13 protein-coding genes are annotated in these 12,989 nt (G+C 44.6%); 1 reads left to right on the top strand and 12 read right to left on the bottom strand.

The window, feature by feature from the left end; all coding sequences use genetic code 11:
• Positions 1–28: 28 nt before the first annotated feature.
• The 12 genes from HYY55_00300 to HYY55_00245 form a co-directional block, all read right to left on the bottom strand.
• Positions 29–1,327: a UDP-N-acetylmuramoyl-tripeptide--D-alanyl-D-alanine ligase gene (locus HYY55_00300; protein ID QQG46276.1), complete on the bottom strand. Its 1,299-nt coding sequence runs from the start codon at positions 1,325–1,327 to the stop codon at positions 29–31.
• Positions 1,328–1,360: 33 nt separating this feature from the next.
• Positions 1,361–3,073 (bottom strand): penicillin-binding protein 2, encoded by a 1,713-nt coding sequence (locus HYY55_00295; GenBank protein QQG46275.1) that lies wholly within the window; start codon positions 3,071–3,073, stop codon positions 1,361–1,363.
• 17 nt (positions 3,074–3,090) lie between these two features.
• Positions 3,091–3,423, bottom strand: coding sequence for a hypothetical protein (locus tag HYY55_00290; GenBank protein ID QQG46274.1), 333 nt, complete (start codon positions 3,421–3,423; stop codon positions 3,091–3,093).
• Positions 3,416–4,306, bottom strand: a complete 891-nt coding sequence (gene rsmH / locus HYY55_00285; protein ID QQG46273.1) for a 16S rRNA (cytosine(1402)-N(4))-methyltransferase RsmH — start codon at positions 4,304–4,306, stop codon at positions 3,416–3,418. Before rsmH ends, HYY55_00290 begins: the two co-directional genes overlap by 8 nt.
• Before the next feature lie 3 nt (positions 4,307–4,309).
• Positions 4,310–4,744 carry a division/cell wall cluster transcriptional repressor MraZ gene (gene mraZ / locus HYY55_00280; GenBank protein ID QQG46272.1) on the bottom strand — a complete coding sequence of 145 codons (435 nt, stop codon included), beginning with the start codon at positions 4,742–4,744 and terminating at the stop codon, positions 4,310–4,312.
• Positions 4,745–5,287: 543 nt separating this feature from the next.
• Positions 5,288–6,745: a lysine--tRNA ligase gene (lysS, locus tag HYY55_00275; protein ID QQG46271.1), complete on the bottom strand. Its 1,458-nt coding sequence runs from the start codon at positions 6,743–6,745 to the stop codon at positions 5,288–5,290.
• A 2-nt stretch (positions 6,746–6,747) separates the two neighbouring features.
• On the bottom strand, positions 6,748–7,224 hold the full coding sequence (gene greA, locus HYY55_00270; protein ID QQG46270.1) for a transcription elongation factor GreA: 477 nt from the start codon (positions 7,222–7,224) through the stop codon (positions 6,748–6,750).
• Between the two features lie 87 nt (positions 7,225–7,311).
• Positions 7,312–8,997 carry a hypothetical protein gene (locus HYY55_00265; GenBank protein QQG46269.1) on the bottom strand — a complete coding sequence of 562 codons (1,686 nt, stop codon included), beginning with the start codon at positions 8,995–8,997 and terminating at the stop codon, positions 7,312–7,314.
• 20 nt (positions 8,998–9,017) lie between these two features.
• A complete protein-coding gene (locus HYY55_00260) occupies positions 9,018–10,076 on the bottom strand; it encodes a hypothetical protein (protein ID QQG46268.1) in 1,059 nt (352 codons plus the stop codon).
• Positions 10,073–11,047 carry a D-alanyl-D-alanine carboxypeptidase gene (locus HYY55_00255; GenBank protein ID QQG46267.1) on the bottom strand — a complete coding sequence of 325 codons (975 nt, stop codon included), beginning with the start codon at positions 11,045–11,047 and terminating at the stop codon, positions 10,073–10,075. The genes HYY55_00260 and HYY55_00255 overlap by 4 nt, the downstream gene beginning before the upstream one ends.
• Positions 11,044–11,586 (bottom strand): SMC-Scp complex subunit ScpB, encoded by a 543-nt coding sequence (gene scpB / locus HYY55_00250; protein QQG46266.1) that lies wholly within the window; start codon positions 11,584–11,586, stop codon positions 11,044–11,046. The genes HYY55_00255 and scpB overlap by 4 nt, the downstream gene beginning before the upstream one ends.
• Position 11,587: 1 nt before the next feature.
• Positions 11,588–12,292, bottom strand: coding sequence for a segregation/condensation protein A (locus tag HYY55_00245; GenBank protein QQG46265.1), 705 nt, complete (start codon positions 12,290–12,292; stop codon positions 11,588–11,590).
• Between the two features lie 120 nt (positions 12,293–12,412).
• Here HYY55_00245 and HYY55_00240 point away from each other — a divergent pair, with 120 nt between their 5' ends.
• The gene (locus HYY55_00240; protein QQG46264.1) at positions 12,413–12,895 is read left to right on the top strand and encodes a hypothetical protein; all 483 of its coding nucleotides are present in this window, start codon (positions 12,413–12,415) and stop codon (positions 12,893–12,895) included.
• Positions 12,896–12,989: the final 94 nt, after the last annotated feature.

Below are 12,989 nucleotides of genomic sequence, written 5' to 3'. Positions count from 1 at the left end.
ACCCTGAAACTTTTAAACCTTTAAACTTTCAAGTTTTATTTAACCACTCCGGCTCTTGTCTGACAAGCAGCTCGGATTTCTTTTCGGGATGAGCCATAATTTCTTCAACCACCCGCTCCATCCTCATAGCTTGAGAACCTTTAACCAAAATAAGGTCTTCGGGTTCAATGATACTCTCCAATTCTTTGCCGGCTTCGTACGAATCGGAAACGCTTATCACATTTTTCTCGCCAAATCCGTGGTCTAAAAGTTCCCGAGCTATAAATTTAGCCCGAGGCCCGACTGTAATGAGGAAATCAGCAACACCTTTAAGCTGGTCCCCAACTTTTTGATGCGATTGAATCGTAAATTTTCCTATTTCCAGCATATCACCAATGACGGCTATTTTTCTTTTAGCGGGCAAATCCCGCAAGGTGTCTATGGCCGCGTGCATAGCTTGGGGGGCGGCGTTATAAGTGTCATCCAAAATCCAAGTCCCCTTTTCGCCCTCAATAAGTTTAAGGCGTCCCGGCGGACTTTGATATTTGCCCAGCGCTTCGGCAATTTCCACCAAATTCATTCCGTTTATAATTCCGCAAGCCGCGCCGCCAAGAGCGCTATAAACATTGTGTTTTCCAAAAGTGTTAAAGATTCTGACCGGCACGCTTGACCCTTCATAATCCATCTTGAAGGTAATACCTTCGGGAATATTAAGGCCGTCGCGATACATCAAAACGTATTCCGAAGCCCTTAATTTTAAATCCGCGCCCAAACCGTAAGTTAAAATATTCGCGCGGGTTTTTGAAGCCATATCCAAAACAACATAATCATCGCCGTTTAAAACCGCCCATCCGGAACTCATAAGCCCCTCAATTAATTTTGCCTTTTCTTTAGCCAATTCTTCGGGCCCCGAAAAAAATTCAACATGCACCGGAATTTCGCCTATGGCCGTAACCACTCCGATTGATGGTTTTAAAAAACCGGCCAGATTTGCGATATCACCCGGCCTATCAGCGCCAAATTCAATTATTATTTTTTTCGGATAAAGACGGTCGTTCTTAAAAATCAGCCCCAGTCCTTTAAAAATGACTTTCATCCAGCCGGACGCGGAGTACCAGGGGTTTAATTCGCCTATCAAAGTCAGAGGCACGCCTAACTCGCTATTGTAGCTCTTCTCGCTTTTTCTTACGGAAAATTTTTGGGATAAAACAGCGTATATCGCCTCCTTAGCCGAGGTTTTGCCGACACTGCCGGTAATAGCGATAATTTCGGGCTTATATTTTTTAATAATCAGCCGTGCTTCCAGTCCCAAAATACCGATAATAATATATTTAAAAAATGGTTTCATCTAATTTAACTTTAATATTTAGTGTTTGGTATTTTATCTGTCCGGAGGAACATTATAATAGTTTAGCAAAAATTTCATTGTTTCAATAAAAGGCACTGACAAAGTTTCGGAGGCGTAGCGCGCCCCTTGAGGCCGGACCAAAAACATAACTATGGCAAAACGAGCGCTGTAAGCCGGACCGTATCCGAAAAAAGCATGAAGATAATCGTTGGAATATCCTCTGCCGGACTCATTGGGCATCTGAGCCGTTCCGGTTTTGGCCGCAATGGAATAATGCGCGTTTTTTAAAACGCCGCCGACCAAAGCTTCATCCACCACTTTGACCAGCATTCTGGTTATTTCTTCGGCAGTTTCGGGCTTGATAATGCCATCTATAATTTGAGGTTCTGTTTTTTCATCAGGGGCGCCGTCAAATAAAATGCTGTCAACAATAAAAGGCCTGACCAGCTTGCCCCCGTTGGCCAGAACACTTATAGCTCTTAAAAATTCAATGGGCGTAACCGCGATTCCCTGCCCGAAAGCGGCCGTCGCCGATTCTATTTCCCGGCCCGATTCAAAATTGGCCAAACTTCCCGAAACTTCGCCCGGAAGTTCAATGCCGGTTTTTCCCCCAAAGCCGAAGCGGCCGAAATAATCTTTCAAAGCCGCGGACCCGATTTGACGCATAACGAAAACCGCGCCCGTATTCAAAGATTCACTCAACACCCGCTGCATATCAGCTGTTCCGCGTCCTTTGCCGTCATAATTTTCTATGCGCTTACCGTCAATAACCAGAAAACCTTGGTCAAAATAAGTAGTCTTTGAAGAAATTTTTCCCAAATCAATACCCGCGGCCATGGTTAGGGGTTTAAAAACCGAGCCCAGCTCATAAATATGTTCGGTTATCGGATTAATGAAAACGCCGAGAGACTCAACTTCACCGTAATGGTTCGGGTCAAACGCCGGGCGAACGGCCATGGCCAAAATGCGGCCGGTTGCCGGATCCATCACAATCGCGCCCGCGCGCTGGACTTTCCATTTCTTATACGCGTCGTCCAAAACCTTTTCCAAAAAAAACTGCGCCTGCGGTTCTATGGTCAAAACCACGCTACCCGAAGATTTTACTCCCGGAAAAATTTTTTTCCCCCAATCAAGAAAAGTTCCGGCAAGGGTCCGGCGCCCCTGCAAATAATTTTCGCTGCCCTTCAGCAAATCTTCCTGAGAATACTCAATGCCGTACCGGCCGACAATTTCGTCGTCTTTATATCCCGCGAATCCGACAACTGACGAAGCCAGTTCCTTGGCCGGATAAAACCGCCATTCCTCCGGCGAAACGCCAACGCCCGCAAGTTCCAGTTCTAAAACGCTTTGAGCTAATTCGGAAGACGCGCGCCTGGCTACGATTTCAAAGGGGTCATTTTTTTTAGAGGCGCGGTTCAAAAAATCCTCCCGATCTATTTCCGGGAAAAATTTTAACAAGGCTTCATAAACGAGTTCCGCATCTTTTATTTTTCTGGGGTCAACGTAAACCAAATATCCGCTTTTGACGGTGGCTACGGAAAAAAGGCCCCCGTCTTTTTCACGAAAGTAAATATTGCCCCGCCGGACGCTCGCGTCCTTAGAAGATATATGCTGACGTTCGGCCAAAGTTTGGTAGTACGAGCGAGATACGACCTGCAGAAAAAATAATCGGCTGACGATAATCAAGCCGAAAACGCTCAAGATACATGTAACAGCAAGCATCCTGCCGTCAAGTTGCGATTTCATCCCGTTAGAAATTTAATTTATAATCCGGCCCGAGCCACGGCGCTGTAACGTTCTACAAAAGATTGCTTCTTAGGCGCTGCCAAACCAAGCGTCTGGCGGCCCGCGTCCTGAAGACTTTCCAGTTTATTGATATACTGTTCCTCAATTTGCTGATAAGCAATACTTTCGCTTTTAATTAGCCGCAGTTCTTTTTCTATTCCGTATGATAAATCAATTGTCAGATAAACGGAATAAATATAAACCAGCAGAAACGCCGCCAGAAAGAAGGCCGAAATCCAAAAGACCCTGAAGTTTAAGGCATCGGTTCTTGAATATGACGGATATAAAATTGTTTTTTTAAAATTACTCATTTTTTAATTTAGTAGCCGAGCGCAATTTAGCTGAACGCGAACGCGGGTTTTGCTTTATTTCTTCAATCGCCGGGCGCAGAGGTTTTTTGGTTAAAATTTCGGCAACGCCTTCATTTTTTTTGTTTCTGAAAAAATTTTTCACTATCCTGTCTTCCAAAGAATGGAAAGATATGACCGCGATCCGTCCGCCCTCAATCAAAAGATCCCAGGCCTCGGACAAACCTTCTTCAAGGGCCGGCAATTCGTCGTTAACCGCGATTCTCAAGGCCTGAAAAACTTTGGTGGCGGGATTTATCCCGGAGTATTTGGCTTTCCGAAAATCGCCTATCAGTCCGGCCAATTGGGCGGAGCTTAAAATTCTTGAGCGCTTCCTTTCCTGAACAATCATTCGGGCTATTCGCCTTGAATCGCGTTCTTGGCCGTATTTCCAAAAAATTTCAGCCAGCTTCTCTTCGGGCCAAGTATTTATAATCTCGGCCGCCGTCAATTGGCCGGGTTCAGGGCTTGATTCAAAGGTCATAATAAGCGGTTCGTCTTTTTGAAATGAAAATCCCCTGCCCGACGCTTCCAGCTGGTTTGAACTCATCCCCAGGTCAAAAAGTATGCCGTCATAGGACTTGGAAAATTTTGAGACGAGTTTTTTCAGATTTCTGAAATTTCCGGCAACCGTTTTGAGACGGCGTTTGAGCGCGAATTTTTCTTGCAAATTTTTTATGGCTTTCGCGTCTCTGTCTACGGCTACCAGAATGGCATTTGGGGCCATTCTTTTTAAAATTTCTTTCGTGTGACCTCCGCCGTCGGCTGTCGCGTCAATAAAAGCCCCTCCTTTTTCCGGCTGTAAAAATTTTATGGCTTCGTTTAAAAGAACAGGAATGTGGACCATACCCTAGTAGGCCCCGATCTCGCCGAGTTTTTCCGCCAAAACATCCGCCTGCTTTTCTATTTCCCGCTTATAACTATCCCATCTGGTCGCGTCCCAAATTTCCAAACGCTTGTAAACGCCGGCTATTACCACTCTTTCCGAAAGGCCGGCGTATTCTTTCAAATAGTCCGGAACCAAAACGCGCCCGAGTTGGTCTGTTTCAACATAAGCCGCTCCGGCCAAAAACAAACGCACGAAACTTCTGTTGGCGGCTTGCCCCACCGGAAGATTTGAAAGTTTTTCGGCGACTTTTTCCCATTCTTTAAGAGGATAAACAAAAAGGCATTTATCCAATCCGCGCGTAATTACGGCGTTTTTACCAAGTTCACGCCTTAATTTGGCAGGTAATGCCACCCGTTTTTTGGAGTCCAATATGTGCTGAAATTCGCCTATTAACATGCCAATTTTTCCCAAAATTTCGAGCCGTTAGGCGAAGAAATTTTGGTTGTAAAATTGCGCACCCTCACACCCAAAAACAACTTGGGGGGCGTCGCTTTTAATTCTCTCCTTGAATATGATTCATAAAAATTGAACATAATACGTGATTTTTGGGTGTGAGGGTGGATAAACGCTCGATATTGCGTCTACTCACTCCGTTCGTAGGCAATATCGGTATTTATCCACACTATCCACAGATTTATCCACAATTCACCACTTATATATAATTTTATACCACTTTACTCTAAAAAACAATCAAATCCTCTATTGTGGATAACTATCCGAGGCAAAATTGTTCCGACCCTCGGTCTCGGACACCCTCGGTTTCCGACGCTCGCCCCGCCCACAGCGAGACTCAAGAACACCCAGGAGGACTACCCGCTGGAGGCGGACTACATCTTCTGAGATAAACAAAATAACAGAGGAGAGAACCGAGAGACCCGAACGGGCTCCGACAAATATCGTCGGAGCCCGTCTTTAATTTTAATTTCCTAAATATTTTACTTATTCCGGACGCAGTGTGGGAAAAAGGATGACTTCGCGGATATTGGCGGTATTAGTCAAAAACATAACTAAACGGTCAATGCCCATGCCCAAACCTGCCGCCGGAGGCATGCCGTATTCCATTGCTTCAAGATATTCTTCGTCCATTCGGCTTGCTTCCTGGTCGCCTGCTTTACGCATTTCTTCCTGCGCTTCAAAACGCAGGCGCTGTTCGGAAGGATTGTTCAATTCCGAAAAACCCTTAACTAATTCCAAACCGCCTATGACTAACTGATACATATCTGCCATCCCCGGATACTCGCCTGATTCTTTAGCCAAAGGCAAAATTTCCAAAGGATAATACAAAACAAAAGTCGGCTGTATTATTTTAGGACGGCAAATCTTTTTAAAAATTTTATCGGCAATTTTTGCCTTAAAATCTCCGTGCTCCAGCTCTATGCCGAACTGTTTGGCTTTAAGTTTTAATTCTTCTTCCGATATTTTTTTATAATTATTTACCAGGGCAAACCGGCTCAAAGCGTCTTCAAAAGTGATGGAGACAAATTTTTTTCCGAAATTCATTTCACTCCCCTGATACTTGACAATCAAGGACTTATTTATGGTTTTAACCAAATGTTTTAAAAGTTTCTCAACAAAATCCCGATGATTTTCCGCGTCTGAAAACGATTCGTAAAGTTCAAGCATCGTGAATTCCGGATTATGAGAAACGTCAACGCCTTCGTTCCTGAAATTTCGCCCGATTTCATAAAGCTTTTCCATTCCGCCGATAAGCAGCCTTTTTAAATAAAGTTCCGGAGCTATGCGCAGATAAAATTCGTAGTCCAGCGCGTTATGGTGGGTTTTAAAGGGCTTGGCCGCGGCCCCTCCGGCAAGCGCGTGCAAAAGCGGCGTTTCAACTTCCTGAAACCCCAACTTGTCCAGAAATTTTCTGATTTCCGTAACAATCTTTGTGCGCTTGTCAAAACGCTCGCGCACTTCCGGATTTGACAATAAATCCAGATAGCGCCGGCGGTATCTTTCTTCAACATCTTGCAGGCCATGCCATTTTTCGGGAAGCGGCCTTAAACTTTTGGCTAAAATCCGCCAGCCGGAAACCAAAAGGGTTTTTTCTTTTTTCTTGGTTAAAAAAAGCCTGCCTTTGAACTCAAAAAAATCTCCTGAGTCGGCCAATTCCGAAAAAAGCGAGAAGTTACGACCCAAATCGTCCTCTTTCAGATAAACCTGAAACTTATCGCGGCCGTCAAAGATGTCGCAAAAAATAGACCCGCCGTGGACGCGCATAGCTACAATTCTTCCGCTTAAAATCAGCGATTTTTTCTTTTTGAGCGAGTTAAATTCTGACCTTACCTTGCTTAAATCAAATAATCCCGAGCTTATGACGGGATATGGCTCAATTCCGGCGGCTTTAATTTTTGCTAGTTTATTCAGTCTATCCGACCTGATTTCATCAAGACTCATCTTTACATTATATCAAGAATTTTATATTTTATCTCTCCCCTGGGAGCAACAACTTTAACTTCCTCGCCTTTTTTACGCCCCAAAAGAGCCCGCCCCAGAGGGGATCCGTAAGATATTTTTGATTTAATGGGATTGGATTCTTCAGACCCCACAAGAATATAGGTAAAAGAATCGGAAGAACCGGCGCGAGCCACAACCACGGTTGACCCTATGGCCACGTTATTTTTGGCGGGGGCTTTAGACATAATCACCGAACGCGCCAGCACATCTTCCAACTCAACAATCCGGCCTTCATTTTCCAGCTGGGCCTCCTTGGCCTCGTGGTATTCGGAGTTCTCGGAAAGATCGCCGAGTCCCTTGGCATATTCCAGACGGCTCGCTATTTCCTTTCTTTTTTCATTCTTCAGGCTCTTTAATTCGGCTTTCAGGCGGTCAAAACCTTCCTGACTCAAATATTCAGCGTCTTGAAAATTATTCATTTTAATAAATTTTTATATCGCGACTTAAACAATCAAAGAAGTATAGTCTTTTTTAAAAAGAAAGTCAACCCCAAAAGCATAACATAATCAGCGCAAATATTCAGGCCTGTTTTCCACAAGCCATAAAATCAACTCTCTGGCCGCGTACGTAGCGCCAACTAAATTTTGAGAGTTTCCCGCTTCCAAGACAATGGACACAGCCATTCTTGGATTATCATACGGCATAAATCCGAGGAGCCATGAATTTACTTTCTTTTTTTCCGAACCTATCTCGGCTGTCCCCGTCTTGCCGCCGACTTTCACCCCCAAGCCGGAAAGGGCCGAGGCAGTACCATATTCAGCGGCCTGCTTCATCCCCTCTTTTACAATCTCAAATGCATCATCGGGTATATCCGCTTTTTTATCCGGCTGCAAATTAATCGGATCAAATTTATCCCGCAGCATCGTTCCTTTGACCAGATGAATATCCGAACTTACGCCGCCTCGGGATATGGTCGCGACAACAGAGGCCATTTGCAGAGGCGTAACCTGTACCATCCCCTGGCCGATGCTTAAATTGTAAGTATCGCCTATGCGCCAGACCGGATCCAAAGGGTCGTTTTTTTCTTTCCATTCAGGACTCGGCAAAAACCCTTCAGACTCCGCAAGTTCCACGCCGACCTTTTTCCCAAGCCCCATCCTTAAGGCGTAGTCCGTTATTTTTTTTACTCCCAGACCATTCTGATTTCCGAACCCGCCGCCAACCGTATAAAAATAAATGTTTGACGAAACGGCCAGAGCCCGACGCATATCAACCCAACCGTGGGCCTTCCAATCATAAAAAGTGCTGGATTGGTCCGGAAAATAAGGGTTGGGTATGGATATGCTTCCGGCGCTAAAAATTTGTTTCGCGGGATCTATAATTTTTTCACTAAGCGCGGCCAACGCGACGACGGTTTTAAAAATAGAGCCGGGAGCGTAAAGGCCTTCAAACGCCCGGAAAAAAAAGGGCTGGCTGCCGCTTTTCAAATAAGAAATAATTTCTTCCTCGGAAGAACTCTGCGACAAAACCTCGGAACTAAATTCCGGAAAACTTACCGCCGCCAAAATCTCTCCGGTTTGAACGTCTATAACCGCGCCGGCTCCGGCGCGAAAACCGCGGGTTTTAACCACCTCCTCCACGATGGAAAAAAATTTGGACTGCATCTCGGCATCAATAGTCAAAACAACGCTCTTTCCGTTTACCGGTTCCAATTCAACACTCTGGGATAAAATATCGCCGTCAGCGCTTTCTTCAATAAGCCTGGAGCCATCTTTTCCGCGCAAAAGTTCTTCGTAAACCGCTTCAATGCCGCCTCTGCCTACCCTGGATTTTGGATCAATACCTGCCAAAATCTTATCCGGATATCCCAGATAGCCCAAAATATGCGCCAACCCGGAATCTTTCCAGTAAGCCCTGCCGTCGGAAGAATTCCAGGCAAGTTCATTCATATTCCGATCATAAATAAGCCCCCGTTCGGCTGAAAGTCTTACGCGCGTAAGAGTGTTATTCTCGGCTCTGGCTAAATACGCGTCATGATTAATTACCTGAAGACGAATCAAAAGCGCCAATGCCGCGAATGCCACAAATAAAAAAACGGCGAAAACGGAATAAGGCACCCTGTTTGAAAGCGGGGCTTCAATACGGCCCTCAAAAAGACCGCGTTCAAATCCCGGCAAATTCGCGGAGTCCATAAAAATTTCATCCGGTTCAATATCTTTACGGACAAAATTTTTATACTTATTCCAAAACATAAACGTTTCCCCCTAAAAGCTTAACGCCCAATCAAAGTTAAAACCATTCCTATCACCGAAAAAACCACGGCCACCACCCAAAAACGCATGGTTACTTTGTAAGCCGGCCAGCCTATGGCTTCTAAATGATGATGCAAAGGCGCCACTTTAAAAATTTTCCGCCCAAAAAACTTTTTGGATAAAAGCTGGATCAAACTGGAAGCTGATGCCAAAACAAGCGGCAAAGCGATAATCGGCAAAACCAAGACCGAATCGGTCAGAAATGCGAGCACCGTCAAAGTCGTAGTAAGCCCCATTATGCCCGACTCACCCATATAAAATCTGGCGGGCGGAATGTTATACCACAAAAAGGCAAGGAGCGAGCCGATTATCACCCCCGAAAATGCGGCAAGGTCAATTTGATTCTGGAAAAAAGCAATGCCGGCATAAGCCGAGAACGCCGCGGCCAGCACCCCGCCGGCTAATCCATCCAGCCCGTCAATCACTCCGCCCGAAAAAGTGGCGACCATAACCAAAACAAAAAATAAGGGGAACAAAAGTCCTAAAGAAAAATCTCCGAAAAAAGGAATAAAAACCGAATCAACTCCCAATTTAGAATAAAACCACCAGGCTCCTGCCGCGGCAATGAGAATTATCATGGCAAGCCTTCTTGAAAAACGCATGCCGCCGGCTATATATTTTCCCCTTCCGAAAATTTGCAGAAGATCGTCAGCCAGCCCGACTAGAGCCGCGGCGATTAAAGTAAAAAGAGGCAGCCAAGTCTGGTCCCGGCTTAAAAAATTTAATTTGTGCAAAACAAAATTTGACGGAAAAAAAGAAGACAGGAAACCAATTACGGCAATTATCACCAAGGGGACAAACCAAATTAAAACTCCGCCAAGCCGCGGCACGCTTGTTTCGCGCCCCTTATGCAATTCGCTGAAAATAGGCGTCGGAGAACCATCGGGGGCAAACTGCCGCGCGTCCTTACGCCACATTTTATATTTATAAAGATAGCGGGTAAAAATAGGCGTAAGAAGAATGCCGACAAAAAAAGCAATAATTGAAAGGCCGAAAACTTTAAAAACGTTGAGAATCATAAATTTTTAACGTATCGGGAGGCAGCCGCGTAAAGTTTCATGGCGTCCTCAAACCTTCCTTCATAAGACGACCCTAAAACGACTGCGATAAACTGACGCCCGACTCCAAGGCCAAAAGCAAAAACAAGGTTTCCTCCCGCAAGTTCAGTATAGCCTGTTTTGGCCGATATAAGTTCGGGAATGGGCATTACGGGGACGGCGATTGATTCAAAAATATGTTTCTTTCCTTGAACGGAATAAACGGTGATCTGCGGCCCGGATGTCGCGGAAATAATGTCAAACTTGTTTTTTATCAGCCACGAAAAAAGACGGGCCATTTCCTCGGCAGTACCATAGGCCCCCGCAAGATAATCGTCAACATCTAACCCCGTGGGATTTAAAAAATAAGTTTGGTGCAAACCGATGCCGCTTACAAAAACATTCATTTCATTTACAAACCATAAGGAGTCGGGTTTATTGGATTTTTTCTGCAGCCAGGAAGACAAAGCGTAAGCCGCGTCATTTGAAGACCTGACCAGCATCGCCGACACTAAATCCTCGGCCCGAAAAGATTCGTTTACCAAAAATCCATCATCGCCTTCCTGCTTTACGGCTTCCGAAGTTATGGGGATAACAATAGAGGCTGATTCCTGCCCGATCGGCAAACCGGCGTTTTCGGCAGATAAAATGTCCTCAACCAAATCATAAAAAACAGCCGCCGTAACCAACTTGGTCAAACTGGCCAAAGGCCGCTCAAAATCGGAATTTTTTTTGAAAATTATTTTATCGCCGGATAAATCCAAAAGAACGGCTGACTCGGCTTCAATGGTTAAATCCTTAAACGGATCAACAATTTCCGGAGGATATTTTTCGGCGGACGGACTTGCGGTAAAAAAATACGCATCAGGCCGCGCGATTTTAATATCGGGCCGCGAGACGCCGACTCCGGCAAACAAAACCAATATAAGCAAAAAAAGCGCGTATCGCATCATTTTTCTTTGGGCTTGTCGGATAAAAATTGTCCGAGCTTATCCGAAAACCCGGCGTATTCCGGCAATTCTTCTAATTTGGCAAGACCAAGAAATTTAAGAAAATCAATTGAAACCTGATATATATACGTCCGCGCGTCTTTTGGGTTTGTTTTTCTTTCTATCAGTCCGCGGATCAAAAGATTTCTTAAGGTGTAGGAAGAATTAACGCCGCGGATATAGTCTATTTCAGCTCTGGTCAAAGGGCCGCGATAGGCTGCAATCGCGAGCGTCTCGGACGAAGCGCGGCTTATTTCCTTGGACATTTCCTCTTTAACCAAAACCTCAACGTCCTTTGATAAGGCGGGGCGCGTAACTAATTGAAGGTCATTTCCTTTCCAGACTAAAGTCAAAGCCGTATCAATCAGCCGCTGGTCCAGTTCTTCGGCGGCTTTACGAATTTCGGTGATGTCTATACCCAAAATCTTAACCAATCTTTCAAGCGCCACGGGTTCTCCGTGAATAAAAAGTATGGCTTCTATCCTTTTAGTTAAACTGTTCATTTTAAACGGGTGCTTTTTTTAATTCCACTTCGCCAAAAGGGCTTTTCTGCTCAATTTCGAAAATTCCCTGCTTGATTAATTCCAAAAGCGCCAGAAATCCGACAATCAGCTCAATTTTATCTTTGGCCGAAATAATCTTTTCAAGAGATCCGGAGAGACGGTTTTGTATGCGCCCCATCAATTCGCGGGTTTTTTCTTCAATAGTGATAACTTTAACCAATGTGCGCTCAAGAAGCAAATCCGTTTTAGGCAGGGTATCAATTATTCTTCCGGCCAACTTTTGAAGGAGCGAAATCGTCACTTTTTCAGGGGGCAAAAAACCGAATTCATGGCCACTGAAAGCCTCCCGCGAAAAAAGCGGAGTGTTTCTCGCGCCGTATTCGTGAATATTCCTGGCAAGGGACCTGAACTTTCTTAATAATTTCAGGCGATTTTCCAGTTCCTCAATGGATTCTTCCTCCTCGGGCGTAAGTTCCAGAGCCGGTAGGAGTGTCCGCGATTTTATAAGCATCAGGGTTGCTCCAACGGCCAAAAAAGAGGCGGCTTCCGAGCGCGAAATATCACCCAAGGTTTTAAAATGCTTCAAATAGTCCTCACATACTTGAGCCAAAGAAATTTCACTGATTGAAAGTTTCTTTTCTTCAATCAGGTCTAAAAGCGCGTCAAACGGTCCTTCAAATTTCTCAGTTTTTACTTTGTACGCCATTAAAAAACTTTATCATATTTTTATACGCGAGAAAAGGAAAATTTGACATGATAAAACGGATATGCTATTATTTATAACGGCATTCTGAAATAACCGAGCACCTTTAAAAGGAGAAAAAGTATGCGACCGCTGATAGTTGAAGTACTTTTTCCTATATTATTTATGGTTTCCGGTCTTTTGTTTTGGCACATTATTTCCACTATACTGCATGAAAGCGCGCACTGGATTGCGGCGCGGCTATGCAATGTGAAAATTTTAAAGACAAGGCTTTGCATCTTCTCCGGTCTATTTACGGGCTATATAGGCGAAGTCGCGATAAAACCCGACAGCAGAATGAAAACTTCCAACATTTACTTTATGTCTTTTTCCGGCGGCATTGGATCTGCTTTGATACTCGGAGGATTATTGGCGATACTTCTGTGGCATCTAGAATTTGCAATACCCGTCTTGATATCTAACCCTTTTAACTATAACAATTATACGGTTATGATTTTATTCCAATTAGCCCTGACAGCCGCATATGAACTTTTATATGGGTTATATGAAGGACTGTTTGAAACCAAAAACTATATCAAACACCTGCAACGTTCAACGAATCAATAATAGACCAAAAAATCCGAGCGCCGCCACGGGCCCCACATTCATCGGGTCCGTGGCGATTTTTTTATTGCCAAGGTTATGTAGTGGGTGACTTGTA

The sequence above is a fragment of the Candidatus Niyogibacteria bacterium genome (assembly GCA_016432485.1).
Classification (GTDB): Bacteria; Patescibacteriota; Minisyncoccia; order HO2-45-28; family HO2-45-28; genus HO2-45-28.
The sequence above is the reverse complement of the archived record's forward strand: the minus strand, read 5'-3'. Positions and strand labels throughout refer to the sequence as shown.

What these genes read in the sequence shown, in the direction of transcription:
- HYY55_00300 (QQG46276.1), bottom strand. Translation starts at nt 1,327, where the DNA reads ATGAAACCATTTTTTAAATATATTATTATCGGTATTTTGGGACTGGAA.
- HYY55_00295 (QQG46275.1), bottom strand. Translation starts at nt 3,073, where the DNA reads ATGAAATCGCAACTTGACGGCAGGATGCTTGCTGTTACATGTATCTTG.
- HYY55_00290 (QQG46274.1), bottom strand. Translation starts at nt 3,423, where the DNA reads ATGAGTAATTTTAAAAAAACAATTTTATATCCGTCATATTCAAGAACC.
- rsmH (QQG46273.1), bottom strand. Translation starts at nt 4,306, where the DNA reads ATGGTCCACATTCCTGTTCTTTTAAACGAAGCCATAAAATTTTTACAG.
- mraZ (QQG46272.1), bottom strand. Translation starts at nt 4,744, where the DNA reads ATGTTAATAGGCGAATTTCAGCACATATTGGACTCCAAAAAACGGGTG.
- lysS (QQG46271.1), bottom strand. Translation starts at nt 6,745, where the DNA reads ATGAGTCTTGATGAAATCAGGTCGGATAGACTGAATAAACTAGCAAAA.
- greA (QQG46270.1), bottom strand. Translation starts at nt 7,224, where the DNA reads ATGAATAATTTTCAAGACGCTGAATATTTGAGTCAGGAAGGTTTTGAC.
- HYY55_00265 (QQG46269.1), bottom strand. Translation starts at nt 8,997, where the DNA reads ATGTTTTGGAATAAGTATAAAAATTTTGTCCGTAAAGATATTGAACCG.
- HYY55_00260 (QQG46268.1), bottom strand. Translation starts at nt 10,076, where the DNA reads ATGATTCTCAACGTTTTTAAAGTTTTCGGCCTTTCAATTATTGCTTTT.
- HYY55_00255 (QQG46267.1), bottom strand. Translation starts at nt 11,047, where the DNA reads ATGATGCGATACGCGCTTTTTTTGCTTATATTGGTTTTGTTTGCCGGA.
- scpB (QQG46266.1), bottom strand. Translation starts at nt 11,586, where the DNA reads ATGAACAGTTTAACTAAAAGGATAGAAGCCATACTTTTTATTCACGGA.
- HYY55_00245 (QQG46265.1), bottom strand. Translation starts at nt 12,292, where the DNA reads ATGGCGTACAAAGTAAAAACTGAGAAATTTGAAGGACCGTTTGACGCG.
- HYY55_00240 (QQG46264.1), top strand. Translation starts at nt 12,413, where the DNA reads ATGCGACCGCTGATAGTTGAAGTACTTTTTCCTATATTATTTATGGTT.